This window comes from Pseudomonas sp. H1_D05, from assembly GCF_054682705.1.
The window spans coordinates 5,676,051-5,700,580 of sequence record NZ_CP162825.1; the positions used below are offsets into that span (position 1 = coordinate 5,676,051).

General features: G+C 60.3%; 22 protein-coding genes and 2 pseudogenes. 14 read left to right on the plus strand and 10 right to left on the minus strand.

Annotated features, from left to right (window positions below):
• Positions 1-477 precede the first annotated feature (477 nt).
• The 3 genes from AB4O11_RS25380 to AB4O11_RS25390 all read left to right on the plus strand — a co-directional run bounded on the left by AB4O11_RS25380 (position 478) and on the right by AB4O11_RS25390 (position 2,698).
• Positions 478-843, plus strand: a complete 366-nt coding sequence (locus tag AB4O11_RS25380) for a DUF6124 family protein (RefSeq protein ID WP_460091238.1) — start codon at positions 478-480, stop codon at positions 841-843.
• 145 nt (positions 844-988) lie between these two features.
• On the plus strand, positions 989-1,900 hold the full coding sequence (locus AB4O11_RS25385; RefSeq protein WP_460091240.1) for a carboxymuconolactone decarboxylase family protein: 912 nt from the start codon (positions 989-991) through the stop codon (positions 1,898-1,900).
• Positions 1,901-2,029: 129 nt separating this feature from the next.
• Positions 2,030-2,698: a class I SAM-dependent methyltransferase gene (locus AB4O11_RS25390; RefSeq protein ID WP_460129121.1), complete on the plus strand. Its 669-nt coding sequence runs from the start codon at positions 2,030-2,032 to the stop codon at positions 2,696-2,698.
• 147 nt (positions 2,699-2,845) lie between these two features.
• On the opposite strand, the gene AB4O11_RS25395 is transcribed toward AB4O11_RS25390, so the two are convergent.
• Entirely contained in the window at positions 2,846-3,097 is a 252-nt protein-coding gene (locus tag AB4O11_RS25395; RefSeq protein ID WP_460129123.1) for a transmembrane sensor/regulator PpyR, read from the minus strand.
• Between the two features lie 313 nt (positions 3,098-3,410).
• Here AB4O11_RS25395 and AB4O11_RS25400 point away from each other — a divergent pair, with 313 nt between their 5' ends.
• The 5 genes from AB4O11_RS25400 to AB4O11_RS25420 all read left to right on the plus strand — a co-directional run bounded on the left by AB4O11_RS25400 (position 3,411) and on the right by AB4O11_RS25420 (position 6,653).
• On the plus strand, positions 3,411-3,914 hold the full coding sequence (locus tag AB4O11_RS25400; RefSeq protein ID WP_099756520.1) for a VOC family protein: 504 nt from the start codon (positions 3,411-3,413) through the stop codon (positions 3,912-3,914).
• A gap of 35 nt (positions 3,915-3,949) precedes the next feature.
• Positions 3,950-4,783, plus strand: a complete 834-nt coding sequence (locus tag AB4O11_RS25405) for an AraC family ligand binding domain-containing protein (protein ID WP_460129125.1) — start codon at positions 3,950-3,952, stop codon at positions 4,781-4,783.
• A gap of 191 nt (positions 4,784-4,974) precedes the next feature.
• Entirely contained in the window at positions 4,975-5,277 is a 303-nt protein-coding gene (locus tag AB4O11_RS25410) for an ArsR/SmtB family transcription factor (RefSeq protein ID WP_077572353.1), read from the plus strand.
• 61 nt (positions 5,278-5,338) lie between these two features.
• Positions 5,339-6,322, plus strand: a complete 984-nt coding sequence (locus tag AB4O11_RS25415) for a zinc-dependent alcohol dehydrogenase family protein (RefSeq protein ID WP_460129128.1) — start codon at positions 5,339-5,341, stop codon at positions 6,320-6,322.
• Between the two features lie 22 nt (positions 6,323-6,344).
• Positions 6,345-6,653 carry an antibiotic biosynthesis monooxygenase family protein gene (locus AB4O11_RS25420; RefSeq protein WP_460129130.1) on the plus strand — a complete coding sequence of 103 codons (309 nt, stop codon included), beginning with the start codon at positions 6,345-6,347 and terminating at the stop codon, positions 6,651-6,653.
• Positions 6,654-6,770: 117 nt separating this feature from the next.
• Here the strand turns inward: AB4O11_RS25420 and AB4O11_RS25425 are convergent, their stop codons facing one another.
• From AB4O11_RS25425 to AB4O11_RS25435, 3 genes and pseudogenes are all read right to left on the minus strand, one after another.
• Positions 6,771-7,358: a LysE family translocator gene (locus AB4O11_RS25425; RefSeq protein WP_460129132.1), complete on the minus strand. Its 588-nt coding sequence runs from the start codon at positions 7,356-7,358 to the stop codon at positions 6,771-6,773.
• Between the two features lie 331 nt (positions 7,359-7,689).
• Positions 7,690-9,928 (minus strand): annotated as a pseudogene (locus AB4O11_RS25430) (ATP-binding protein).
• Positions 9,925-10,539 carry a biliverdin-producing heme oxygenase gene (locus tag AB4O11_RS25435; protein WP_320336591.1) on the minus strand — a complete coding sequence of 205 codons (615 nt, stop codon included), beginning with the start codon at positions 10,537-10,539 and terminating at the stop codon, positions 9,925-9,927. The pseudogene AB4O11_RS25430 and the gene AB4O11_RS25435 overlap by 4 nt, the downstream one beginning before the upstream one ends.
• A gap of 275 nt (positions 10,540-10,814) precedes the next feature.
• Here AB4O11_RS25435 and AB4O11_RS25440 point away from each other — a divergent pair, with 275 nt between their 5' ends.
• Positions 10,815-11,435 (plus strand): LysE family translocator, encoded by a 621-nt coding sequence (locus tag AB4O11_RS25440; RefSeq protein ID WP_099756527.1) that lies wholly within the window; start codon positions 10,815-10,817, stop codon positions 11,433-11,435.
• Here the strand turns inward: AB4O11_RS25440 and AB4O11_RS25445 are convergent.
• Complete coding sequence (locus AB4O11_RS25445; RefSeq protein WP_099756528.1) at positions 11,432-11,845, minus strand: VOC family protein; 414 nt, start codon at positions 11,843-11,845, stop codon at positions 11,432-11,434. The genes AB4O11_RS25440 and AB4O11_RS25445 overlap by 4 nt on opposite strands.
• Before the next feature lie 210 nt (positions 11,846-12,055).
• Between AB4O11_RS25445 and AB4O11_RS25450 the strand changes: the two genes are divergently transcribed.
• The 3 genes from AB4O11_RS25450 to AB4O11_RS25460 are packed head-to-tail and all read left to right on the plus strand — an operon-like array spanning position 12,056 to position 14,598.
• The gene (locus AB4O11_RS25450; protein ID WP_460091255.1) at positions 12,056-13,138 is read left to right on the plus strand and encodes a bifunctional transcriptional activator/DNA repair enzyme AdaA; all 1,083 of its coding nucleotides are present in this window, start codon (positions 12,056-12,058) and stop codon (positions 13,136-13,138) included.
• Positions 13,139-13,170: 32 nt separating this feature from the next.
• Positions 13,171-13,968: an isocitrate lyase/PEP mutase family protein gene (locus tag AB4O11_RS25455; RefSeq protein ID WP_460091257.1), complete on the plus strand. Its 798-nt coding sequence runs from the start codon at positions 13,171-13,173 to the stop codon at positions 13,966-13,968.
• On the plus strand, positions 13,969-14,598 hold the full coding sequence (locus AB4O11_RS25460; protein WP_093442579.1) for a DNA-3-methyladenine glycosylase family protein: 630 nt from the start codon (positions 13,969-13,971) through the stop codon (positions 14,596-14,598).
• Positions 14,599-14,792: 194 nt separating this feature from the next.
• Here the strand turns inward: AB4O11_RS25460 and AB4O11_RS25465 are convergent, their stop codons facing one another.
• The 3 genes from AB4O11_RS25465 to AB4O11_RS25475 all read right to left on the minus strand — a co-directional run bounded on the left by AB4O11_RS25465 (position 14,793) and on the right by AB4O11_RS25475 (position 17,991).
• Positions 14,793-15,890: an extracellular solute-binding protein gene (locus AB4O11_RS25465; protein ID WP_186625438.1), complete on the minus strand. Its 1,098-nt coding sequence runs from the start codon at positions 15,888-15,890 to the stop codon at positions 14,793-14,795.
• 2 nt (positions 15,891-15,892) lie between these two features.
• Positions 15,893-17,002 (minus strand): agmatine deiminase, encoded by a 1,110-nt coding sequence (aguA, locus tag AB4O11_RS25470; RefSeq protein WP_460129137.1) that lies wholly within the window; start codon positions 17,000-17,002, stop codon positions 15,893-15,895.
• Between the two features lie 104 nt (positions 17,003-17,106).
• The gene (locus tag AB4O11_RS25475; protein ID WP_460091262.1) at positions 17,107-17,991 is read right to left on the minus strand and encodes a LysR substrate-binding domain-containing protein; all 885 of its coding nucleotides are present in this window, start codon (positions 17,989-17,991) and stop codon (positions 17,107-17,109) included.
• 382 nt (positions 17,992-18,373) lie between these two features.
• Here AB4O11_RS25475 and AB4O11_RS25480 point away from each other — a divergent pair.
• Positions 18,374-18,890 (plus strand): annotated as a pseudogene (locus AB4O11_RS25480) (HvfX family Cu-binding RiPP maturation protein).
• A 3-nt stretch (positions 18,891-18,893) separates the two neighbouring features.
• On the opposite strand, the gene AB4O11_RS25485 reads toward AB4O11_RS25480, so the two are convergent.
• The gene (locus AB4O11_RS25485; RefSeq protein WP_460129141.1) at positions 18,894-20,510 is read right to left on the minus strand and encodes a L,D-transpeptidase family protein; all 1,617 of its coding nucleotides are present in this window, start codon (positions 20,508-20,510) and stop codon (positions 18,894-18,896) included.
• A 151-nt stretch (positions 20,511-20,661) separates the two neighbouring features.
• Between AB4O11_RS25485 and AB4O11_RS25490 the strand changes: the two genes are divergently transcribed.
• On the plus strand, positions 20,662-21,375 hold the full coding sequence (locus tag AB4O11_RS25490; protein ID WP_093442598.1) for a murein L,D-transpeptidase catalytic domain family protein: 714 nt from the start codon (positions 20,662-20,664) through the stop codon (positions 21,373-21,375).
• A 1,659-nt stretch (positions 21,376-23,034) separates the two neighbouring features.
• Here the strand turns inward: AB4O11_RS25490 and AB4O11_RS25495 are convergent.
• Positions 23,035-24,447: an MFS transporter gene (locus AB4O11_RS25495; protein WP_460129143.1), complete on the minus strand. Its 1,413-nt coding sequence runs from the start codon at positions 24,445-24,447 to the stop codon at positions 23,035-23,037.
• Positions 24,448-24,530 lie beyond the last annotated feature (83 nt).

Consider the following 24,530-nt stretch of genomic DNA (forward strand, 5'->3'; position numbering starts at 1 on the left):
GATCGGCTCCCTTTCCCCCTCGCCCCCTTGGGGGAGAGGGCTGGGGTGAGGGGGAAAAATCTCCCAGACTCACGCAAAACCGAAAGCCGCCACCAACCGACATTGCCCATGTGTAAACGTCATCCAGTGATCACGTTTAAAGCACACAAACCGTTACGCCATCCTCCCTACAACACCTTGCGTCGTTACCTACGCGTACGCCAGAATCCGCCGGCTTACACGGCTATGGGCCGGGCTATATCGTTGGCCTGTCACTGCAAAACAGTGATCGGGTTTGGTAGCCCGTCTGTAATAGCCGTGTGACGACACCCTGTGCTTTCTCTTTGTGGAGGCTCAGTTCAATGGTGGTCATGCGTGGGGCTCACTCGTGAGCGCCGGGTTCCTATTGCAGCCGGTCTACCAACCCGCGTATGGCCACCACCCACTCGTTTGGTAGCGAGAGTGATGGCTCCTTAAACTGCGATAGGAGTTTCATCCATGTTCAAAATCACGCCAAATCCGCCACCCACCGATCCAATCCCTCACGACCCCGCGCTCAACCCGCAAAAGCTCAAAGAAGCAACCGACCGCGCCCTCGACTACTACCTCCGGCCCGAAGCACTAGGGGCGCCGCCAAGCTCACCCAAGTTTCGCCCCGTCTACCTCGTCGACCCCACGCTGGATGACGAAACCCTGTTGGTCGAAGCCTGTGAGTCGCTTTCCTACGCCCACTCCATGGCCGGTAACATCGCCAACTCGATAGGCGGCCCGGAGCGCAAACCGCTGCTGGCGCTGCAACAGGTGATCATGCTGAACGAGCTGCTGGTCAATCGCCTGCTGGACAAGCTGCGCGTACCAAAGTAGTCACCCAAACGAATGAGTGCAGGGATACCCCTTCACTCATTCCGTGGATTGATGAGCAGAACTCATCAAGCCATCCCGATTTACCCGTCTAGTCCTCACCAGCCACCTCGCCTACTGTTCTCCCCACGCCCAAAGGGAGATCGACATGCACAAGCGCACACGCGGCAACCGTCCACTCGAAGTATCCGCCCTCGGCGTTGGTTGCATGGGCTTGAACCATGGTTATGGCCCGACCACGGATACTCAGGACATCGCAGCACCGCAAAGGATGGAGCCTTTCACGATGGCCACTGACACACGCAGCAGCGCTGCCCTCCCCGCACTCATGGCGTTCTGCCTGAGCGTTGGGTCGATGTTCAGCGCTACCACTCAAGCAGCCGAGACACCGCAATCCATGACTACTCCGCAAACCACCGCACAAGCCCTGTCGAGTAAACAACAGACGATTCCACTGATGGCCGCGTTCATGGCGACCAGCGACATGCCCAACCTCAACTCGGCGCTCAACCAGGCACTCGACGCCGGCCTGACCATCAGCGAAACTCGGGAAATTCTCGTGCAGCTCTACGCTTACGTCGGGTTCCCGCGCAGCCTCAATGCCTTGAACGAGCTGATGACCGTGGTGCAGGCACGCAAACAACGCGGCATCGAAGATGCGCCGGGGCGTGAGCCGGGCCGGGCGATTCCAGTTGGGGATGAACTGCTGGCCAGCGGCACCGCGAATCAAACGAAAATTTCGGGCGCCCCGGTCAAAGGCCCGGTGTTCGAGTTCGCCCCGGTTATCAACCGGTTCCTGCAAACCCACCTGTTCGGCGACATCTTCGAGCGCGACAACCTTGACTGGCAAAGCCGTGAACTGGCGACTGTCGGGGCCCTGGCAGCGACGCCGGGCGTGGAATCGCAACTGCGCGCACATATGGCGGCGAGCCTGCGCGTCGGGCTCAGCGCGGCACAGTTGGCCGAGGTCACTGAACTGCTGAAAAAGCACGGTGATGCGCAAACCGCCGAACGTGCAAATGCAGCGCTGAAAGAGGCTTTGGCGGCTTCGAAAAAATGACCGGAAAATGGACCTGATATCGATTTCTCAAAGAAATCGGCGTTCGGAGTTGTGTGGGTGCGCTGATCTACAAACCCTGGCTTGCGATCAGCGTCCATACTGTGGTTTTTCAGAAGTCGGGACACCGCCATGCCTTCCCCCGAGTCCAGCCTTTTGCAGAGCTGGCACGACAACGCTGATGCCTGGATCGAAGTGATCCGCAGCGGCGCCATCGAAAGCCGTCAGCAGGTGACCGATCAAGCGATTCTGCTGGCGATCATGGGCCGGCAGCCGCAGCGTGTGCTCGACCTCGGCTGCGGTGAAGGCTGGCTGTTGCGGGCGCTGGCGGATCGCGGGATTGATGCCGTCGGGGTGGATGGCGATGCGCGGCTTATTGAAGCGGCGCGTTTGGCGGGGGCGGCGCGGGTGCATGTCGCCTCTTATGAAATCCTGGTCGATGGCAAGATCGACATCGGTCGCGACTATGACCTGATCTGCGCCAATTTTTCATTGCTGCATCAGGACATCATTCCGTTGCTTGCGGCGATGAATACGCTGCTTGTTCCCGGCGGGGTTTTAGTCATTCAGACACTGCATCCGTGGGCTGTGGCGGCTGGGGATTATCAGGATGGCTGGCGCGAAGAATCCTTCGCCGGGTTCAAGGGCCAGTGGCAGCCGATGCCGTGGTATTTCCGCACGTTGTCGAGCTGGTTGAATGCGCTGGATATGGCCGGGTTCCAACTGGCCAGCCTGCAAGAGCCACAACACCCGCAAAGTCCGCTGCCGCAGTCATTGCTGATGGTTGCCGAGCGCCGCTAAATTTTGAAAACACCGCCCTCACTGTGGGAGCGAGCTTGCTCGCGAAAGCGGTGTGTCAGGCAACGCAGATTCCGACTTTGCCGACGCCTTCGCGAGCAAGCTCGCTCCCACAGGGGTTGGAGTTGACCCCAGATAGTAGAAACAAATTTAGGCGGTTTGCGGGATCACCTGCGGACCACGGATGCGGTATTGCGCCAGCAGGCGCATGACGTAGCCGATCTTGATCAGGGTCGGGCCGAGGATGGTCAGCGAATGCGTCGCCACCAGCAGTGCAATCGGCATGTGGCCGTTATAGAGATACGCGCCGTAGATGCCGGCCAGCAACATGAGCAGACCAGCGACGAGGATTTTGCTCGAAAGGTGCAGAACGTTCAGCGGGCTTTCAAAGAAAGTGAGCATGGTGGCGTACTCCTGAGCGGTTCGTTTAGGTCAGTTGAGTACATCAAGTCTCGTGCCAGATTTTTAATTAAATAGAATCAGTTAGTTGCACGATAACGAGTCAATTTGACACAAGCCGGCCATAGTCAATTCGACCTGAAATATTGTCATTACGACTACAGCAAGGCACGAAAGGAAACGCCGGTCTGCGGCTCGGTGTCTCCGTCGTCGGGATTTCCAATGCTCGGCAATTGTCGATCTACGGCATCGGCAATCGACCAAGGACTGACTACGCTGTAAATCCTGCGTGTCTAACCTGCCGAGGATGACTGCCATGCAACGCTTTCAAAAGCTCACGCCCTGCCTGTGGTTCGACGATCAGGCCGAAGCCGCCGCGAAGTTTTACTGCTCAATCTTCGATCACTCGAAAATCACCGGCCTGACCCACTACAGCAAGGTCGGCCAGGAATTTCACGGCAAGCCGGAAGGTGCGGTGATGACCGTCAGTTTCGAACTCGATGGCCAGACCTTCACCGGCCTCAATGGTGGGCCGATGTTCAAGTTCAGCGAGGCGATCTCCTTTCAGGTCAACTGCCAGAACCAGGAAGAAGTCGACCATTTCTGGGGCAATTTGTCGGAGGGTGGCCCTGTCGAAGCCCAGCAATGCGGCTGGCTCAAGGACAAGTTCGGCGTGTCGTGGCAGATCGTGCCGGTGGCGTTCATGCAGATGATGCTGGATGCCGACACCAGCAAATCGCAGCGAGCGATGCAGGCCATGTTCACGATGAAAAAACTCGACATTGCCGAACTCGAACGGGCCTTTGCCGGCCAGAGCTAATACACTGGCGCCCTGGCCTGCCGGGAATAACAACGATGAAACACGCTGCCGCCAAACACCCTGAAAAAGCCCCGCGCTTCTGGCGTGACGCGGCGCTGCCGTTCATTGAAGCGCGGGCCATCGCCGATGGCCGCGAGGTCTGCTACGCCCGGCATTCCCATGCGCATTTTTCCATTGGCGCGATCACCGCCGGGCGCAGTACTTATGTGCATGAACAGGCGCAGTTCGAGGTCGCGGCGGGCACCGTGGTGCTGATGAACCCCGGCGATGTGCATGCGTGCAATCCGATCGATGATCAGCCGTGGTCGTATGTGATGCTGTACGTTGAGACGCCGTGGCTGACGGACTTGCAGCATCAGTTGGGCTTTGCCAGTGATCTCGAGTTTCGGCGTTTTTCCACCACACACCTTGATGACACTGCGCTGTTCAACGAACTGAACGGGCTGTATCAAACGTTGGTCGACCCGCAACAGGATGTGCTGCGCAAACAGAGTGCAGCAGTAGAGTTTTTCAGTGATCTGCAACTGCGTTTGAACCCCGCCGCCCCCTCTCTGCGCGAACCCAATTTCAAACTGGAACGCGCTGCCGATTTCATCCGCGAGCACTGCACCGAGGTACTGAACCTCGACGACATCTGCGCTGCTGCACAGCTTTCACCGTCCTACCTGATCCGCGCCTTCAAACAGCATTACGGCATGACGCCCCACGCGTTTCTGGTCAACCAGCGCATCCAGTTTGCCCGCGAGCGCCTGCGCAGCGGGCAGTTGATTGCGGATGTGGCGCTGGAAGCCGGGTTTGCCGATCAGGCGCATTTTCAGCGGGCGTTCAAGCAGCATTTGGCGGCCACACCCGGGCAATATCGCGGCTGACACCTCATCTGAAACTCAACACTGCCCCCTGTGGGAGCGAGCTTGCTCGCGAATGCGGTTGAACAGTCAGCACATCCATTGACTGACACAGCGCCTTCGCGAGCAAGCTCGCTCCCACAGGGTCAGATGACACGTCGCTGGCCAACACATTCAGATATTGACATATCGGTAAATTCCGATATCGTCGCGGCATGGAATTACTCGAAATCTTCAAAGCCCTCTCGAACCGTACGCGCCTGGAAATCCTCAAAGGCTTGAAGGATCCCGAGAAACACTTTCCTCCCCAGGACGAAGGTGACGTGCATACGGTGGGCGTTTGCGTCAGCAGTATTCAGGAAGGCGTCGGGCTGTCGCAGTCGACGGTGTCCGATTACCTGGCGACGCTGCAACGCGCCGGCCTGGTCGAAGTCAGGCGTATTGGGCAGTGGACCTATTACAAACGCAACGAAGCTGCGATCAGCGCGCTGGCCGAGATCATCGGCAGCGAGCTGTAATTTTTTACCCCATGATATCGAGAATTCCCGATATCCCTTTTTACCGAAACGAGGCAATGCAATGAAAGCGATGATCCTTACATCATTTGGCGGCGCGCAATCGTTCGAACTGTGCGACGTGCCCAAACCAGAGCCACAAGCCGGAGAAGTACTGGTACGGGTGCACGCCACCTCCATCAACCCGCTGGATTATCAGGTGCGCCGTGGCGACTATGCCGATCTGGTGCCCCTCCCCGCCATCACCGGGCACGACGTCTCTGGCGTTGTCGAAGCGGTCGGCCCGGGGGTGACGGCGTTCGTGCCGGGTGACGAAGTCTGGTACACCCCGCAAATATTCGACGGTCCGGGCAGTTACGCCGAGTACCACGTGGCGGCCGAAACCATTGTCGGGAAAAAGCCTGCCACGTTGAGCCACCTTGAAGCGGCAAGCCTGAGCCTGGTTGGCGGCACGGCGTGGGAAGCGCTGGTCGTGCGGGCGGCGCTCAGAGTCGGTGAGAACATTCTGATTCATGGCGGTGCGGGCGGTGTCGGTCATGTCGCAATTCAACTGGCCAAAGCCATCGGCGCGAAGGTGTTCACCACCGTGCGTGAAGGCAACTTCGAGTTCGCCGGGCAGATGGGCGCCGATGTGCTGATCGATTACGAAAAGGAAGATTACGTCGAAGCGATCCTGCGGGAAACCGCTGGCCGCGGCGTCGATGTGGTGTTCGACACCATCGGCGGCAACACCTTGACGCGCAGCCCCGACGCCCTCGCACAGCTTGGGCGCGTGGTATCGATCGTAGACCTTGCCCAGCCACAGAACCTGATTCAGGCCTGGGGCAAGAACGCCAGTTACCACTTCGTTTTCACCCGACAGAATCGCGGCAAGCTCGACGAGTTGAGTGCGTTGATTGCGAACGGGCAGTTGCGCCCACACGTTGGCGCAGTCTATGCGCTGGCCGACATCGGCCTCGCCCACACCCGGCTGGAGACGCCCAACAACGGCGTTCAAGGGAAGATCGCGATTGCCGTCGCGCCGTCGCCCGAACTCGCCAATCGCTGAATTCAGTCCCGAGGAGAACATCATGGTTTACGAGATCGCTCTGCTACCCGTTCACAAAGAACAAACTGAAGCGTTTCGGCGTGCGTTTACCGAGGTCGAGCCACTGCTCATGCGCGCGCAGGGTTACGGCGGCCACATGCTCGCGCCAGGGATAGAAACGCCTGAGGTGTTCAATTTGATTGTGCGCTGGCAATCCCTTGAGGACCACTCGCCGGGGTTTGAAGCGAGTGAGGACCATCGGTTGTTCATGCTGGGTCTGGAGAACTATTTTTCCGAGGAGCCGAAGGTTTATCACATTGAAGGCGGTGCCTTTCAGCAGCCGTTCAACTAATCTGCGGCAGTGACGCCCGATCAATGTGGGAGCGAGCTTGCTCGCGAATGCGGTGGAACAGTCAGCACATCCATTAACTGACACACCGCTTTCGCGAGCAAGCTCGCTCCCACAGGGTCAAGTGAACAACAAGTAAATTGCGCTGACGGCCAACAATGCTGCTATCACCCGATTGAACCAGCGCATCCCTACCGCATTGCTCAAATACCCACGCAAAAACGTCCCGGCATACGCCCAGCAGCCGACCGACAGATAACAGATCACCAGATACACTGCCGCAAACTGCCACACCAGCCGCGCCTCGCCATCGGCGACAAACGCGCCCATACCCGCGACGCATGCCAGCCAGGCTTTCGGGTTGAGCCATTGCATCACGGCGCCATACAGCATCGATGGCGCCCGCCCTGACTCACCGGCATTCAACTGCCCGTCATCCATGGCCAGTTTCCACGCCATGAACAGCAGAAACGCCACGCCGGCCAGTTGCACCACACGGGTCATGAATGGCCAGAGTTTCAGCACCTCGTGCAGACCCAGGCCCATCAACACCAGCAACAGCACAAACCCCAGCGTCGCTCCGGCAACATGCCGCTGACTGGCGCGAAAACCGAACTGCGCCCCGGAACTCAACGCCACGATATTCACCGGCCCCGGCGTGATGGACGCCGCCAGCGCAAACGCCGCCATGGAAACAATCAGACTCATCGCACACCTGCTTCAAATCGAGGAACAAGGTGCTCACGGTAGCGAGCACCTGGTCCTCGGTATTGAAAGAAAATGCCCCTGTGATCCTGATCGTTCCCACGCTCTGCGTGGGAATGTAGCCCGGGACGCTCCGCGTCCCTTCCAGAGCCGAACGCAGAGCGTCCGTTGAGGCATTCCCACGCAGAGCGTGGGAACGATCAAACGACACAAATCCCCTGTGGGAACGAGCCTGCTCCGGGCGGCGTTCCGACGAAAGCGGTGGGTCATTCATCACGGCATTGCCAGGACGACCCCATTCGCGAGCACGCTCGCTCCCACATAAAAGCTGTGTTCAGTCCAAACGCGGCACGGTGAAGCGGAACTCGCTGCCCTGCCCCGGTTCGCTCTCGGCGAAGATCCGCCCGCCATGAGCTTCGACGATGCCTTGGGTGATGTACAAGCCCAGACCGGTGCCGGTCGGATTGCCCTCTTTCACCGTCCAGTAACGGTCAAAGACGTGCGGCAGATGTTCCTTGGGAATGCCCTCGCCGCTGTCGCGCACGGTGAAAACGATATCATCGCCGACCGACGTGGCATGCACGCCCACCGTGCCCAGGCGCGGGGTGAACTTGATCGCGTTGCCGACCAGATTGGACAGCACCTGAAACAGCCGCTCGGGGTCAGCGTGGATGCGCAGATCGGGGTCAGCGGCGAAAGAAATGCTGATGTCCTTGTCCAGCGCCAGCGGCGCGAGCAACGCCTGCGCCTCCTCGAACATCTGCCCGACATCGAGTTTCTGCGGGGTGATGGAGTAGCGCCCGGCATCGATTTTCGAGGTATCGAGCAAGTCCTCCAACAGCGTGTTCATGCGCCCGGCGGCCTGCTGCATGGTGTCGATCGCCGTGGAGATCCTGCGCGAAGTGTGCGGGCCGTCGGAGCTGAAAGCCTTCTGCATCATGCCGCAGAGCATCGAGATCACGGTCATCGGGTTACGCAGATCGTGCGACACCACCGCCACCAGCTCATCGCGGGCGCGCACCGCCTCCTGCTCGCGGCGCACTTGCCGGGCCAGATCGTTTTCCAGCGCCGAACGGCGCAGATCGTTGGCGGCAAACAGATCACCGTGGCTCCACTTGGTGGAGATTCCGGCCATCTCGACCTTCCAGATTTCGAACGAAGTGCGCGGGCGCAAACGCAGGCCGGCGTCGGAGTTTTCCGAGGTCCAGCGGCTTGCGCGGGTCGCCGCTCCAATTGATGTTTTCCTTGACCTCGGGGCGGAACCAGAACACGCCGTTGTCCACCGGTTTCGGCAGGCTCATGGCGAGCACGCCGCTGGCCACCTGCTGATACTGCGCGGCCGGCGGGTAGACGCTGGACAGGTGATGACTGGCAAACACTGGCTCGCCGCTGTCCTGCAGCCACTTGTGCAAGGCGCGAATGTCTTCCGGTTCCGGGCAGTTGCCGTAACGGTGCAGTTGTTTGTCTTCGATGATCGCGATGCCGCCGGCATTGGTCAGCGCCATCAACGTCTGCGGCTGATTGGCCAAGCCGTCGAAGACATTCTGCGGCGAGTCGATCATCGCTTGATTGAGCAGCGCCAACGCTTCGACTTTTTCTTCGCGCTGACGGCTAATCTCCAGCGCTTCCATGGCGCTGATCTGCAGCGACAGTACCTGGCCGATGGTCTGACACGCCGCACGCAATTCGTGCGGCACGTGCAGTGGCTGACGATTGCCGCAGCTGATAAGGCCCCAAAGCTTGTCACCCTTGAGCAGGGAAATGCTCATCGACGACAACACGCCCATGTTTTTCATGTACTGGCAGTGGATCGGCGACACACTGCGCAGGGTGGCAAAACTCAGGTCCAGCGGCGTGTTCGTGTCCGGGCGCAACTTCGGCACCAGCGGCACCGGTTGGTAGTCGGCATTGGGGATGATCCGCAGCCAGTTGGTGCGATACAGCTCGCGCGCCTGTTCGGGAATGTCCGACGCCGGGAAAAACAGGCCATTGAACACTTCCATCGACGGGTCGGAGGCTTCGGCGATCACCTGACCGTGGCCCTCCTCCTCAAAACGATAGATCAACACCCGGTCGTAACCGGTCATGGCCTGAATTTCCTTGACGCTGATGTCATACAGCGCCTGCAACGTGGTGGCCCCTTGCAGACGCTGGAGCATGCGCCCCAGATGCGTTTGATTGCCGGCGATATTGCGCGGCTGGAAATTTTCCACGTGGATTTCCAGCTCCAGAATCAGCACACCTTGATGGCGGTGCAGCAAACCCTCGAATGCCGTGCCGTTGAGCCTGAAGCGCAGCGGCTGCACATCGGACAGCGACGGTTGCAGTAAAGCTTCGCGCACTTGCGCCGCTTCGGCGTCGCCGATCAGGCTTTCCAGTGGCTGGCCGATCAGGCTTTGCGGCACCCGGGCCAGCAGGCTTTCGACGTTGGCGCTGACCTGAATGATCGCCAATGCAGGCTCGCTCAGGGTCAACAGCAAGCCGTGGGGCTGGATCGCACCGGGGAAACGAATCGGCTCGTCGGCACAGTTGGCCAGCAGTTCTTCAAAGGCTTCTTTGTCTTGCGGGTTCATGCCAGTACCTCCCGGCTTTCGAGCCAGCGCTCGAAACAGCTGAATGTGGTTTGTGCGGCGGTGACGACAGCGCCGCGCTCGGCGGCGCTCATTGGCCGACTGCCGAGGTATTCGATAAAGTCACGCCAGCGCCGGCCCGTGGCGGCGCCGTAGATATCGAGAAAGGCCGCGCCGTTATCGGCTTCCAGGCCTAACCGCGTCGAGATTTCCCGGCGCAGAATCTGCCCGCCGAGCGTCGCCCCCTCGAGGACGTAGAGCACGCCAAGGCAGGCAGCGCTTGAGTCGATGCCCGGCAACTGCTCGCACTGCGGCAGGTTTTGCAGCGCTTCGGCAGATACGCCCAGCGCGTGCAGATCAGTGCGCAAGGTTGGCGCTTTGAGTCGAGGCGTCAGATCAAAATCGGCTGGAATTGCATCACTGCGGAGCAAGGCGTTTTCCAGCGGCAGATAGAAGCCGTAATAAGCCTGCATCAACCGCACAAAAGCCTGGGTATCGAGGGTATCGGAGAAAAAAGGAAGGCGTTTTTCCAGTGCGATGTGCAGTTCGGCAGTGCCGGCTCGCAGATCTTGCAGCACCGGTGGCACATAAACTTCACGGGCCTTTGCTTGCATGTAGATCGCTCTTGGTGGGGCCGCCGGGGGCCAAACGGGGTGAATGCAACGTCGGCGAAATTTTACACGGCTATCGCGGTTTCTGACCGGCCGGATAGATATTTCTGCCGAAACTATCACCCTCTGAGTCTTTCAGAGTGAAGGCATCTGCAAAAAGTTCGACCGCGTTGCCCAACGGCGCCGGGCGCTGTACCGCGACAGCGCCGCGTGACTGTATGGGTCTGAGCGCCCGGAGGCTGTGCTAAAAATATCGCTCTCGTTTCTGGAGTGCCGTCATGGATCTCGCCACGCTCATCCTGTTTCTTCCGGCCTGCTTCGCCCTGAACATGGCCCCCGGGCCAAACAATCTGCTGTCGGTCAGCAACGCCACGCGTTATGGCTTTCGCCGTGCCTGCACGGCGGGTATCGGGCGGATTCTGGCGTTCGCCGGGATGATCGCACTGGCCGGTGCCGGTCTCTCAGTGGTGTTGCAGACTTCGGAATGGTTGTTCCATGCGATCAAGATCGTCGGCGCGGCGTATCTGTTGTACCTGGCCTGGCAGTTGTGGCGGGCCAATCCCGAGGCCGAGCAGCAAGTAACAGGCGGGACCGTTGGCTTCTTTGCTTTAGCACGACAGGAGTTTCTGGTTGCGGCGGGCAATCCGAAGGCGATTTTGCTGTTCACCGCGTTTCTGCCGCAATTCGTCGACCCGGCGCGCCCGGTGGCGGCGCAATTCGCCGTACTCGGCGTGCTGTTCCTTTTATTGGAGTGGATCGCCATCAGCGCCTACGCGTGGATGGGCCTGCACATGCGCCGCTGGTTCGCCGAGCCGCGCGGCAAACGGATCTTCAATCGTTGCTGCGCAGGCCTGCTGTCGGCAGCGGCTTCGGTGCTGTTGCTGGCCAAACGCGCTTAAGCCTCGGACGGGCCTTTGAGCTCGACCTGATTGCCGTCCGGGTCGAAGCAGTACAGCGACAGCCCTTTGCCCTCGGCGCCGAAGCGTGACTCGGCTTTGGCCACGCTCAAGCCGAAGGATTGCAAGTGCGCGCGCAGTACTTCTTCGTCGAACGGCTCGATGCGCAGGCAGAAGTGATCGACGTTACGCCGCTCGCTGCCGGCCGCCCCGCCGCCCTTGCGGCCGAGTTCGCCTTGCAGGTCGACGAGGTCGATCATCGAGGTGCCGGCGCGCAGGTGTATCAGGCCCAACGGTTCGTTGCGCTTGACCACTTCGGCGCCGAACACCTGGCCGTAGAAGTCGATGCTGCGTTGCAGGTCGGCGACGCGCAAGACGATGTGATCAATGTGTTGGATGGAAAACGGATGCATCGGGCACACCTCAACAAACGGTAGGAGCTGCCGATAGCGGCGATCTGGGATTTTGGGACGCGGAGCGTCCCGGGCTGCATTCCCACGCAGAGCGTGGGAACGATCAAGATCGCAGCCTGCGGCAGCTCCTACACGGTAGTTCAGGGGATTTGAAAATTCACTGTCGATTTTTCGGTGGAGCCATCGAGTATCTGGTTTTACTCTCGAACCATGAACATACAAACCGCTGTCCTGCCGCCCCACGCCGAAATGGTTCGCGCCATGCTCGAACGCGACACTGCCTACGAGGGCGTGTTCTTCACGGCCGTGAAAACCACCGGGATCTTCTGCCGCCCCAGTTGCACGGCGCGCAAACCGAAACCGGAGAACGTCGAGTTCTTCGCCCACGCGGACGACTGCCTGTCGGCGGGCTATCGCGCCTGCCTGCGCTGCAAACCACTGGATGCCGCAGCCATCGCCCCGGACTGGGTGCAACGGCTGCTCAACGCCGTGGACGCCGATCCGGAGGTGCGCTGGAGCGACGCACAATTGCTCGCTGAAGGCATCGAGCCGCTGAAGCTGCGGCGCTGGTTCAAGCAGCATTTCGGCATGACCTTCCATGCGTGGCTGCGTACGCGCCGCTTGGGCGTGGCGCTGGGCGGGATCAAGCAAGGCATCTCGATTGATCATGCTGCGTTTGATTCAGGCTACGAATCGCTCAGCGGTTTTCGCGATGCCTTCCAGAAGTCCTTCCACATCACCCCGGGCCGCGCCGGACACAGCGAGCCGCTGCTGTTCACCCGGTTGACCACGCCGCTGGGGCCGATGATCGCCATGGCCGAACGCCGCGGCCTGGTGTTGCTGGAATTTCTTGATCGCCCGGCACTGACCCGCGAAGTCGAGGAATTGCAGAACCGCTACGGTTACGCGGTGGCGCCGGGGCACAACGCGCATTTGCAGCAGATCGAGGCGCAACTGGCGCAGTATTTCGCCGGCCAGCTGAATACCTTTACCGTGCCATTGCACCTGCCCGGCAGCGAGTTCGCCCGGCAGGTCTGGTCGGCGCTGCTGCAAATCCCTTACGGCCACACCAGCACCTACGGCGCCATCGCCGCCGGTTTGGGCAAACCCGGCGCCAGTCGCGCGGTCGGCCTGGCCAACGGGCACAATCGGCTGTCGATTGTGGTGCCTTGTCATCGCGTGATCGGCGCGGATGGCTCGCTGACCGGCTATGGTGGTGGGCAGCCGCGCAAAGCGTTTCTGCTGCGACTGGAAAACGCCGCCGTGCAGCTCACCCAACAACTGGCATTCTGACGAATCGAATCAACTGACAAGAAGGATTTTTGATGAACGCGCTCGCTACGCAGTTTCACCAGTTGCACCAGCAAGGCCTGTTAATGCTGACCAATGTCGGCGACGCCACCGGTGCGCGACTGGTCGAGCACCTGGGCGGTAAAGCCGTGGCCACCAGCAGTGCGGCGGTGGCCTGGGCCCACGGTTATCCGGACGGCAACGCTCTGCCGCTCGAACGGCTGGTATCGACCGTGGAATCGATCGCCCGGGTGATCAGCGTGCCGTTGACTGTGGACGTTGAAGCCGGTTACTCCGATGACCTCGGACGCGTGGCGGAAGTGTTGGATGCGGTGATTGCGGCGGGTGCTGTTGGCATCAATATCGAGGATGGTTCTGCGGATCCGGAGGTGCTGGTGCGCAAGATCGAAGTGGCACGTCAGGTGGCCAACAAGCGCGAGGTGCAGCTGTTCATCAATGCGCGCACTGACGTTTATCTGAAAAGCCTTGTGCCGGCCGAAGATCGCGTCGCCGAAACTCTGCACCGCGCGGCGCTCTATCAAGCGGCCGGAGCGGATGGGTTGTTCGCGGCGGGCGTGACGTCGGCCTATGAAATCGAGGCCATTTGCAAAGGCACGACGCTACCGGTCAATGTCCTTGGTTTCGCTTGCCTGCCTTCGCCCGAAGAACTGCAAGCACTGGGCGTACGCCGCTTGAGCGCCGGCTCCGGCATTGCCGAATTCCTCTATGGCGCGATGGGCGGGCTGGTGAAAAGCTTTCTGGCCAGCGGCAAACTCGACAGCCATGACCTCAAGGCGTTCACCTACGGCGAAGTCAACGGCTTGCTGAAATAAATGGCTGACGACTATCAAGCGGCCAGCGTGTTTCTGGCCGCGCTTGATCCGGACTGGCAGCGCCATGTTGCAGCGGTCGGCCCGTGCCTGCATCAGCCGCATCCGGCGCGTGATCCGTACGAGTCATTGGTGCGGGCGATTGCTTATCAGCAGCTGCATGCCAAGGCCGGGGATGCGATTGTCGGGCGCCTGTTGGGATTGTTTCCCGGTCAGACGTTTCCTCGTCCCGAGCAGATTCTGGCGACGGAGTTTGATCGCATGCGCGGTTGCGGGTTTTCGGCGAGCAAGATTGCGACGATTCAGGGGATTGCTCAGGCGACGCTGGATGGCGTGGTGCCGGATTACGCCACGGCGTTGGCGATGGATGACGAGGCACTGATCGAACGTTTGGTCAGTTTGCGCGGGGTCGGTCGCTGGACGGTGGAGATGTTGCTGATTTACAGCCTGGAACGCATGGATATTTTGCCGGCGGATGACTTTGGTGTGCGTGAGGGTTATCGGCGCTTGAAGGGGTTGGAGGTGCAGCCTACGCGCAGGCAGATGGTTGAGATTGGTTTGGCGTGGAGCCCGTATCGGACGGTGGCGGCTTGGTATTTGTGGCGGGTGCCGAAACCGCTGCCCTCACCCTAGCCCTCTCCCAGAGGGAGAGGGGACTGATTGGGGGAGATTGGGGATTTACGCCGACTTGAAATAGCGCCTGTGAATCCATGATCGTCAGGACTTAAATCCATAATCAACTCGGGTTTTCAGGTCGATGTTTAACGCAAGACACCTCGGTCGGCCCCCTCTCCCTCTGGGAGAGGGCTGGGGTGAGGGTCAGCTTTTCACAGTCCGGACTTCAACCTGCTAAACGCCCGGATCAACGCACGATTGAACGCCTTGCCATTGTCATTCTTGCTGTACAGCGTGGCCCTGACGTCGGCCGACGGATACGTCCCCGGATCATTACGAATCGATGCATCGACCAAACCATCCGCCGCCGTAATAGCGTTGGCGTAATGAATGGTGTCAGTGATCGGCGCAATCACCTCCGGCGTCATCAGATAATCCATCAGCGCCAACCCGGCCTGCGGATGCGGCGCGTCCTTGGGCACGACCATGGCATCGAACCAGATCAACGTACCCTCCTTCGGAATCCGGTAACTCAGCGTGAACGGTTTCTTCGCCGCCTCAGCCTGCCCCGCCGCGATCGCCACATTGCCATTCCACGACATCGCCACGCAGGTGTTGCCGTTGGCCAGATCGCTGATATTCAGGTCGTTATCGAAGTAACGAATGTACGGCCGGATCTTCGCCAGTTGCTGCTCGGCGAGTTTCAAGTCATCGAGGTTCTGCCGGTTGATGTCCAGCCCCATGTACTTCATGACGGCGGCAAATACTTCGTTGGGATCGTTGAGCAGACTCACCCCGCAGTCAGCGAATTTCGAAACTACTGCCGGATCGAACAACATCGCCCAACTGTCCGTCGGTGCATCGGGCAAACGCTGCTTGATCGCCTGTTCCTGATAGCCCACACCGGTGGTGCCCCAGGCGTAAATCCCGGCATAGCGATTGCCCGGATCGAACACCGCCATGTGCTGGCGAAACTCCTCGCCAACCCCGGCAAAGTGCGGCACCCGGGCCTTGTCCAACGGCTGGATCGCGCCGCTTTCGATGGCCCGCGACAGGTGCTGGCCGGCGGTCAACACGAGGTCGTAGCCGCTGCGCCCGGTCAGCAATTTGGTCTCGACGGTTTCCAGCGAATCGAAGTGATCGGCGACCACATGAATACCGGTCTTCGCCTCGAAATTCTTCAGCGTATCCGGCGCCAGATACTCGCCCCAGATGTACAGATTAACCACCGGTTTGGCGGAGTCAGCGGCCTGCACACATAGGGGTGCAAGCACCAGCAATAACGCTTGAGTCAGTTTGTGCAGGCCCATGATTACACTCCTTTGCCGGCGTATTGCGGCATGGTGATGCACGCAACGTTGCCGCCGCCAAGGAGGATTTCCCGGGAGTTTTCGATGCCGACGATCTTGTGCTGCGGGAACAGTTCGGCCAGCGTCGCCATGGCAACCTTGTCGTTACGATCACCGAACAGCGGCACCACGATCGAGCTGTTGCCGGCGTAGTAGTTGATGTACGACGCGCAGATTTTCGTGCCGGCCTGACGGGTGTGAGTGCTGTCCTGCTGATCAAGGCCTTCGGCTTCTTCGGCGGTCCACTCGAGCACATCCGGTTGCGGCAATTTGTGCACGATCAGCTCACGACCACGGCTGTCGCGGGTGCTGCGAAGGATGTCGAAGGCCTCTTGGTAGATTTCCCACTGCGGATCGTCGCGGTTATCGGTCCATTGCAGCACCACTTCGCCGGGACGGACGAAACAGGCGAGGTCATCGACATGGCCATCGGTTTCGTCGAACTTGCAGCCGCGTGGCAGCCAGATCACTTGCTCGGCACCGAGGTAATCGGTCAGGCGTCGGGTGACTTCGTCCTTGCCCAGATGCTGGTTGCGATTGCGGTTGAGCAGGCATTGTTCGGTGGTGAGGATGCTGCCCTGGCCATCGCTCTGGATGCCGCCCAGTTCGGCAATCAATGGCGCGCGGTAGCGGTCGAAACGCTCGATCTCGAGGATTTTGCTGGCGATCTGATCGTCCTTGTCCCACGGGTAATAGAGGCCGCCGTCGAGGCCGCCATAGGCGTTGAACTCGAAGTCGACGCCGCGCACTTCACCGCTCTGGTCGTTGACCACAAAGCACGAGCCGCTGTCGCGAAACCAAGTGTCATTGCAGGTCATCTCGACCACGCGCACCTGCGGTGGCAACTGCCGACGCGCCGTGGCGAATTGCGCGGCGGAGGCACAGACAGTGACCGGTTCACTGTGGGAGATCGCGGTGACGATTTGCACCCAGACTTTCTGCGCCGGTTTTGCGCCGTTGCGCCAGACGTCGGTGCGCTCCGGCCAGCCCAGCCAGCAGCCGGATTTGGCTTCGAATTCGCCGGGCAGACGAAAACCGTCGTGTTTCGGGGTGGAGTCGAGCAAACGTGCCATGGTCAAACCTCGTCTTCGCGATGGGATTGGAATGACCACAGGCTAAGGGCGCGCGCACTGCGCCCGCCAACGATGATTATTACGGAATAGTTGAATTCAACTCATCAATCGACCAGTTGATCGTTGAACCATTCGAGCATCTGCGCCACCGCCGGACGCTCCAGCCGCAGCCGCTCGCAGACCAACGCATATTGGCCGAGCGCGGTCATGCTCGATGCGAAGGGACGCACCAGTCGACCACTTTGCAGATCTTCCTGCGCCGTGAGGTTGTCGCCCATGGCCACGCCCTGCCCTTGCGCCGCCGCTTCCAGCGCCAACCCGGCGTGGGCGAAATACAACTGACGCTGCGGGCGTAGATCGCCGGCGTGGCTGGTCAGCCAAGCGGTCCAGGTCTTGCCGTCCTGATCGTCGTGCAGCAGGCAGTGGCGAGCCAGATCCTTCGGGGTTTTCAAAGTGCCCTGGTTGAACAGGCCGGGGCTGCACACCGGGAAGAACTGCAAGGCTGGTAGCGGCCGAACGAAGTAAGCACTGCTGTCCACCGGGCCGGTGCCGTAGGTGATCGCCAGGTCGATGTCTTCGCCGGGCGCCGTGGCATCGATTGGTTGTTCGTAGAGGTGCAGGGTGATGTGCGGATAGCGCGCGTAGAAATCGGTGAGACGACTCATCAGCCACTTCTGCGCGAGTTCGGCAGTGACGGCCAGTCTGAGCACGGCCAGTGAGGACGGATCGCGCAACTCATCGCAGGCATCGCCGATCAGTTCGAAGGCCTGTTGCAGGCTTTGCATCAGCCGGCCGGCGGCGATGGTCGGACGGATTTGTCGGCCTTCGCGGATGAACAGTGAGACGCCGAGTTGCTCTTCGAGCTGGCGGATCTGATGGCTGACGGCGCTGTCGGTGACGCACAGTTCGGCGGCTGCACGGCCGAAATGCGCGTGGCGGGCGGCGCATTCGAAGGTGCGCAGGGCGGCCAGGGAGGGGAGTCGTCGCATGGGGGGATGGTCCGTTTTTTTGTGGGTCATGCTGACTGGGCTTTGGGTGCGCGTCCAGCCCCGTTGCCCTCACCCCAGCCCTCTCCCGAAGGGAGAGGGAGCCGATCGGGGGATATTGAGGATGTACGCCGACCTGAACGTGTTTCGGTGAATCCATAATCGACCGGATTTCTCAGGTCGATGGATGACGCAAGACAACTCGGTCAGCCCCCTCTCCCTCCGGGAGAGGGCTGGGGTGAGGGGCCTTTGACTGTATCGCACTGTATACCCCGAAGCCGCAGACACACCAAAAGCACAATCCCCCACCCCGCCGACACACACCCGATACACCCCAACGCTGAAATACCCCGGTCGATTTCACTCAACTCACCGGAGCTGCATCATGACCGCCACCCTTTCAACCGCCGTCAAAACCCTGCACCTGAACCTCGACCGCGCCGGCACCTGGCTCGCCCCTCTGACGCTGCGCCTGTTCATCGCACTGGGAGTTCTTCGAGTCCGGGTTGGAAAAATTCAACGGGCAGAACTGGTTCGAGGACATCCAGGACAAATTCCCCTTCCCGTTCGATCACCTGCCGGCAACACTGAACTGGGAACTGTCGATGTGGGCCGAACTGATCTGCGCACTGGCGATTCTGCTTGGCTTCGCCACGCGAATTTCGGCGGTTTCGCTGATCGTGGTTACCGTCGTCGCGACCGCCGCCGTGCACTGGCCCGCGGACTGGTCGTCACTGAGCGAGCTGGCGCAGGGGTATGCGATCACCAACAAAGGCTTCGGCAACTTCAAGCTGCCGGCAATTTACCTGGCGGCGCTACTGCCACTGGTGTTCGCTGGGGCTGGCAAGTTGAGTGTCGATGCGTGGCTGGCGCGGGTGTTCTGGAACCGAAGCACCCGCTGAGGCTCAATGCGCTCGATCAAGCCCCACCAACAGCGCGCTATCGCGACTGTAGATGTCCGGTGAGTAACGCACGCGGCCACTGCTGTCGACCTGTGCCGTCCAGTAAGTCATCAGGATCGGCACCGGTTCCGACAAGCGAAATTCGTGGGTGGTGCCGGTAGCAAGCAAGGTTTCGGTGCGGGCCTTTTCCGCCGGGGTGAGCAGCAGATCACGCAGTTGCATTGGGTGCTCGACCCGCACGCAGCCGGAGCTGAAGGCGCGCGGACCTTTTTCGAACAGCGCCTTACTTGGTGTGTCGTGCAGGTACACCGAGAACGGGTTGGGGAAGCGGATGACCATTTGCCCCAACGGATTACGCGGTCCGGCGTCCTGACGCAGCATGATGTTGCCGGGGTTATCCCAATCGATGTCCGCCGCCGCCAGCGGCTGCCCGTTGGCGTCGAGCACTTGCAGGTTCTGCCGGCTGAGGAAGGTCTGGTCCTTGCGGATTGCCGGCAGCTTGTCTTCTTTCCAGATGGTCGGCGGCACGGTCCACGTCGGGTTCAGGGTCAGGCGCGTGACTCGCGATTTGAGCAGCGGCGTCTGCCGTTCGGCGCGGCCGACCTGAGTACGCGTTTGCCACACCGGAACACCGCCCTGATACAGCGTCAGCTCGGCAGCGGCGACGTTGACCAGCAAGCCATTGGGCTCCAGATCCTGGGCCATCCAGCGGAAACGCTCGAGGTTGACCCGCAGTTGTTCGCGGCGGCTCAGCGGACTGATGTTGAGTTCGGCAATCGTTCCCGGCCCGACTACACCGTCAGCCTGCAGCGAGTGGTTGGCCTGAAAACTCTTCACCGCGTCGACCAGCACGCCGTCATAAGCATTGCCGGGCGTACCAATGATCTGAGTCAGATAACCTTCGTTGTAAAGACGCTGGGCCAGTTCCGGCACGCGTTTGTCTTCCATGGCCGGGCGCAACAGCGGCCCGCTGCCCACCGACTGCCATTGCGGCAAGGCTTTAAGCCGTTGCGCGGCGTAGAGCTGACGAAGGTCCTGATATTGCGCCAGGCGCGGCCGGGCCAGATCGAACGCGGCGGGAATGTCGTGCATGCCCGGTACCGCGATGGCCAACAATTCCGCCTGACGGTCGCGTGGGGTGGCGTCGGCATGCCACAGCGGTTCGAAGTGCGATTGCAAAAGGCTTCCGTAATGCAGATCCTGCAGGGCCTGGAGGTAGTTGCGGCTGATGTCGATGTCGGCACACAACTCGCCATCCTGAGGCGCCGTGGTTGCGACCGGATAGCGTTTTGGATTGAGACCATCATCGGCCAACAGCTGCAATTGCGCCTGCAAGGCCGGCAATCGTGCCGAGTCACCGGCCCACACCGGCATCCAGTCCTGCTGCTGGTAGAAGGCCTGCAATTGCGTCAGCGCCGGGCCATTGAGATGCGCGGCAATCGCCGGGCATGACTGCGCCAGACTGATCAAAACCGCCTGCAACGGACTTTGCGGCTCGACCGGCATTTCTGCCGGTGGCGTCGGCAGTGTTTCCAGCGGCGGCAGCGGTTCATCGGCACAAGCGACAAACGGCGCAGCGAGCAAACAAATGCTCAAGTAGCATGCGTACTTTTTGAACAACTGCTTTACTCCAATCCATGGCCGTCTAGATGATGGCCAACCTTACATCAGGTGCGCTGAACAGTCAGGCTCGATCAACGGGCTTGCCGGTATTGACTGGGAGTCAGGAGCCAAAGTGCCAAATAAGTAGCAAGTGAGGACACTTTATAAAATGTTGACGTTTTTGCGCCGACTTCTGTTGACCACCGCGACCCTTGTCGCCGTGTCCAGTCCCGTTTTTGCCGCCGGCAAACCATCGCCGGTTCTCTACACCAGCCTCGCGCACGCCGCGCCAGAACTCAATCCCCAGGCGCTGAAAGGTGCCCTGAACGCCATGCAATGCGCGGTCAACAGCGGTGCGAAACCGTCGCGTCACCTGGCGATCATCGACTATTCGCAGCCGTCCACCGAACGCCGTCTGTGGATCTTCGACCTCAACAAAAAGAAACTGGTGCTGCGTGACCTGGTTGCTCATGGTTCCAACTCCGGGGAAAACTTCGCTACGCAGTTTTCCAATGTCGAAGGCAGTTACCAGTCGAGCCTTGGCCTGTTCCGCACGCAGGAAAGCTACAGTGGCACCCACGGTTATTCGCTGCGCATGGACGGTCTGGAGCCGGGTTTCAATGACATGGCCCGCGATCGCGCGATCGTCATTCACGCCGCCAGTTATGTGAATCCGTTGTGGAGCAAGAAACAGGGACGCATCGGCCGCAGCCAAGGCTGCCCGGCAGTGCGGCCGCAGATTGCCAAGCAAGTGATTGATCGCCTGAAGAATGGCCAGTTCATGTTTTCGTGGTATCCGGATCAGCGCTGGCTGAAGTCGTCGCCGTACCTGAACTGCCAGCCGCAGCAGGTGGCGAGCATCCTCAACACCCACGCGAGCTGACGGCCACCACAAATCCCCTGTAGGAGCGAGCCTGCTCGCGATAGCGGTGTGTCAGTCTCTGAAGATATTGGCTGTGCCGGCCCCTTCGCGAGCAGGCTCGCTCCCACATTTGATCTCGGTTCGGTTGAAGATCTCTGATCAACTCGATTCCCTGTGGGAGCGAGCCTGCTCGCGAAAGCGGAGTGTCAGTCTCTGGAAATATTGGCTGTGCCGGCCCCTTCGCGAGCAAGCTCGCTCCCACATTTGATCTCGGTTCGGTTGAAGATCTCTGATCAACTCGATTCCCTGTGGGAGCGAGCCTGCTCGCGAAAGCGGAGTGTCAGTCTCTGAAGATATTGGCTGTGCCGGCCCCTTCGCGAGCAGGCTCGCTCCCACATTTGATCTCGGTTCGGTTGAAGATCTCTGATCAACTCGATTCCCTGTGGGAGCGAGCTTGCTCGCGAAAGCGGAGTGTCAGTCTCTGGAAATATTGGCTGTGCCGACCTCTTCGCGAGCAGGCTCGCTCCCACATTTGATCTCGGTTCGGTTGAAGATCTCTGATCAACTCGATTCCCTGTGGGAGCGAGCCTGCTCGCGAAAGCGGTGTGTCAGTCTCTGAAGATATTGGCTGCGCCGGCCCCTTCGCGAGCAAGCTCGCTCCCACATTTGATCTCGGTTCGGTTGAAGATCTCTGATCAACTCGCTCCCCTGTGGGAGCGAGCTTGCTCGCGATAGCGGTGTGTCAGTCTCTGAAGATATTGGCTGTGCCGGCCCCTTCGCGAGCAGGCTCGCTCCCACATTTGATCTCGGTTCGGTTGAAGATCTCTGATCAACTCGATTCCCTGTGGGAGCGAGCCTGCTCGCGAAAGCGGTGTGTCAGTCTCTGAAGATATTGGCTGTGCCGACCCCTTCGCGAGCAGGCTCGCTCCCACATTTGATCTCGGTTCGGTTGAAGATCTCTGATCAACTCGATTCCCTGTGGGAGCGAGCTTGCTCGCGAAAGCGGAGTGTCAGTCTCTGGAAATATTGGCTGTGCCGGCCCCTTCGCGAGCAAGCTCGCTCCCACATTTGATCTCCGTTCGGTCGAAGATGTCTGATCAACTCGCTCCCCTGTGGGAGCGAGCTTGCTCGCGAAAGCGGAGTGTCAGTCTCTGGAAATATTGGCTGTGCCGGCCCCTTCGCGAGCAAGCTCGCTCCCACATTTGATCTCGGTTCGGTTGAAGATCTCTGATCAACTCGATTCCCTGTGGGAGCGAGCCTACTCGCGAAAGCGGTGTGTCAGTCTCTGGAAATATTGGCTGTGCCGACCTCTTCGCGAGCAGGCTCGCTCCCACATTTGATCTCGGTTCGGTTGAAGATCTCTAATCAACTCGATTCCCTGTGGGAGCGAGCCTGCTCGCGAAAGCGGAGTGTCAGTCTCTGGAAATATTGGCTGTGCCGACCTCTTCGCGAGCAGGCTCGCTCCCACATTTGATCTCGGTTCGGCCGAAGATCTCTGATCAACTCGATTCCCTGTGGGAGCGAGCCTGCTCGCGATAGCGGTGTGTCAGTCTCTGAAGATATTGGCTGTGCCGGCCCCTTCGCGAGCAGGCTCGCTCCCACATTTGATCTCGGTTCGGTTGAAGATCTCTGATCAACTCGATTCCCTGTGGGAGCGAGCCTGCTCGCGAAAGCGGTGTGTCAGTCTCTGAAGATATTGGCTGTGCCGGCCCCTTCGCGAGCAGGCTCACTCCTACAGTTGAACTGCGCTCGGCTGATGATCAACGCCATAAGCATCAATGCCACCGCGACGCCAAAAGTGATGTGCAAACCGCTGGCAATCGATGTTGCCGGCGCCTGCGTCGGATCGCCCGCCGCCAGCGCAAACACTGCGCCCATCACCGCCGCCCCAGTGATCAACCCCAGATTACGTGCCAGTCCGAGCATCGCCGAAACCACACCGCGTTGCTCCTGACGAACTCCGGCCATCAACCCGGTGTTGTTCGCCGCCTGAAACAGCGCATAGCCGACGGCGACCACTGCAATCGGCAGCAAATAGGCGGGCAACCCCAGACTCATCGGCAACAGCGCCAACAAGCCACAACCGCAGGCCATGGCGAGCAACGCGCCCGGCACGATGCGCCGCGCGCCGAAGCGGTCCACCAGACGCCCGGCCGGCACACCGCCAAACGCAGACAACAACGGCCCGACCGATAACGCCAAGCCGACCACGGCACTGCTGAGGCCCAATCCGCGACTCAGGTAAAACGGTCCCACCACCAGCGTGGTCATCATCACGGTCGTCACCAGCAAGGTCAGCGCCAGGCTGCTGCTCAATCGCCGGTCAGCGAACAGTGACAAGCGAATCAACGGCGCCTTGGCCTTCTTCTCGATCATGAAGAACAAGCCAGCGCCGCCCAGACTGGCCAGCAGCAGCGGCAACATGAAACCGTCGAGCGTCATTGCCAGCGCATAGGCCGCCAGCGTGAAGACCAGCACCGCGCTGCCAGAATAATCGAACGTCATTCGCGGCCCAACTGCGCGATCCGCCGGCAGAAAGCGATACACCAGCCAGACATTGAGCAAGCCCAGCGGCACGTTGAGCAGGAAAATCGCCTGCCAGCCGACATGCGTCATCAACAACCCACCCAGCGACGGCCCAAGACTGGTGCCCGTCGCCGACATCGTCGCCAGCAAGCCCATCGCACTGCCAGCCCGTGTCTTCGGCACCGCATCGGCCACCAACGCCATTGTCAAAGCGAACATGATCGCCGCGCCAACGCCTTGCACCGCCCGTGCGCCGATCAGCCAACCCAGTCCGGGAGCCAGCGCACAGGCCAACGAAGCGCTGGTGAAAATGCCGATCCCGATCAACAGCAGTCGACGTCGACCAAAACCATCGCCCAGACGCCCGACGCTGACGATCAACGTGGTGATCGCCAACAGGTAAGCGAGCACGATCCATTGCACCTGTTGAAACGTCGCCGCAAACGCCGCCGCCAGAATCGGCAGCCCGGCGTTGGCGATGCTGGTGTCCAGCGAAGGCATCAACATCGATAAGGCCAGACTGGTCAGCGCCCAGCGGGCGGGAGTGCTCAGGAGTTCTTGGGGCATGGCAGGCTCGCAGTGCAAAGGTGATGCGTCATAGCCTGAGCCTCGACAACACACGGCGCAAGACGCATGCTTTGCACTCAATA

Coding starts and splice junctions, on each gene's coding strand:
- AB4O11_RS25385 (WP_460091240.1), top strand. CDS start 989: ATGCACAAGCGCACACGCGGCAACCGTCCACTCGAAGTATCCGCCCTC.
- AB4O11_RS25400 (WP_099756520.1), top strand. CDS start 3,411: ATGCAACGCTTTCAAAAGCTCACGCCCTGCCTGTGGTTCGACGATCAG.
- AB4O11_RS25490 (WP_093442598.1), top strand. CDS start 20,662: ATGTTGACGTTTTTGCGCCGACTTCTGTTGACCACCGCGACCCTTGTC.
- AB4O11_RS25395 (WP_460129123.1), bottom strand. CDS start 3,097: ATGCTCACTTTCTTTGAAAGCCCGCTGAACGTTCTGCACCTTTCGAGC.
- AB4O11_RS25495 (WP_460129143.1), bottom strand. CDS start 24,447: ATGCCCCAAGAACTCCTGAGCACTCCCGCCCGCTGGGCGCTGACCAGT.
- AB4O11_RS25380 (WP_460091238.1), top strand. CDS start 478: ATGTTCAAAATCACGCCAAATCCGCCACCCACCGATCCAATCCCTCAC.
- AB4O11_RS25445 (WP_099756528.1), bottom strand. CDS start 11,845: ATGCATCCGTTTTCCATCCAACACATTGATCACATCGTCTTGCGCGTC.
- AB4O11_RS25440 (WP_099756527.1), top strand. CDS start 10,815: ATGGATCTCGCCACGCTCATCCTGTTTCTTCCGGCCTGCTTCGCCCTG.
- AB4O11_RS25415 (WP_460129128.1), top strand. CDS start 5,339: ATGAAAGCGATGATCCTTACATCATTTGGCGGCGCGCAATCGTTCGAA.
- AB4O11_RS25475 (WP_460091262.1), bottom strand. CDS start 17,991: ATGCGACGACTCCCCTCCCTGGCCGCCCTGCGCACCTTCGAATGCGCC.
- AB4O11_RS25405 (WP_460129125.1), top strand. CDS start 3,950: ATGAAACACGCTGCCGCCAAACACCCTGAAAAAGCCCCGCGCTTCTGG.
- AB4O11_RS25390 (WP_460129121.1), top strand. CDS start 2,030: ATGCCTTCCCCCGAGTCCAGCCTTTTGCAGAGCTGGCACGACAACGCT.
- AB4O11_RS25420 (WP_460129130.1), top strand. CDS start 6,345: ATGGTTTACGAGATCGCTCTGCTACCCGTTCACAAAGAACAAACTGAA.
- AB4O11_RS25435 (WP_320336591.1), bottom strand. CDS start 10,539: ATGCAAGCAAAGGCCCGTGAAGTTTATGTGCCACCGGTGCTGCAAGAT.
- aguA (WP_460129137.1), bottom strand. CDS start 17,002: ATGGCACGTTTGCTCGACTCCACCCCGAAACACGACGGTTTTCGTCTG.
- AB4O11_RS25410 (WP_077572353.1), top strand. CDS start 4,975: ATGGAATTACTCGAAATCTTCAAAGCCCTCTCGAACCGTACGCGCCTG.
- AB4O11_RS25455 (WP_460091257.1), top strand. CDS start 13,171: ATGAACGCGCTCGCTACGCAGTTTCACCAGTTGCACCAGCAAGGCCTG.
- AB4O11_RS25460 (WP_093442579.1), top strand. CDS start 13,969: ATGGCTGACGACTATCAAGCGGCCAGCGTGTTTCTGGCCGCGCTTGAT.
- AB4O11_RS25465 (WP_186625438.1), bottom strand. CDS start 15,890: ATGGGCCTGCACAAACTGACTCAAGCGTTATTGCTGGTGCTTGCACCC.
- AB4O11_RS25450 (WP_460091255.1), top strand. CDS start 12,056: ATGAACATACAAACCGCTGTCCTGCCGCCCCACGCCGAAATGGTTCGC.
- AB4O11_RS25425 (WP_460129132.1), bottom strand. CDS start 7,358: ATGAGTCTGATTGTTTCCATGGCGGCGTTTGCGCTGGCGGCGTCCATC.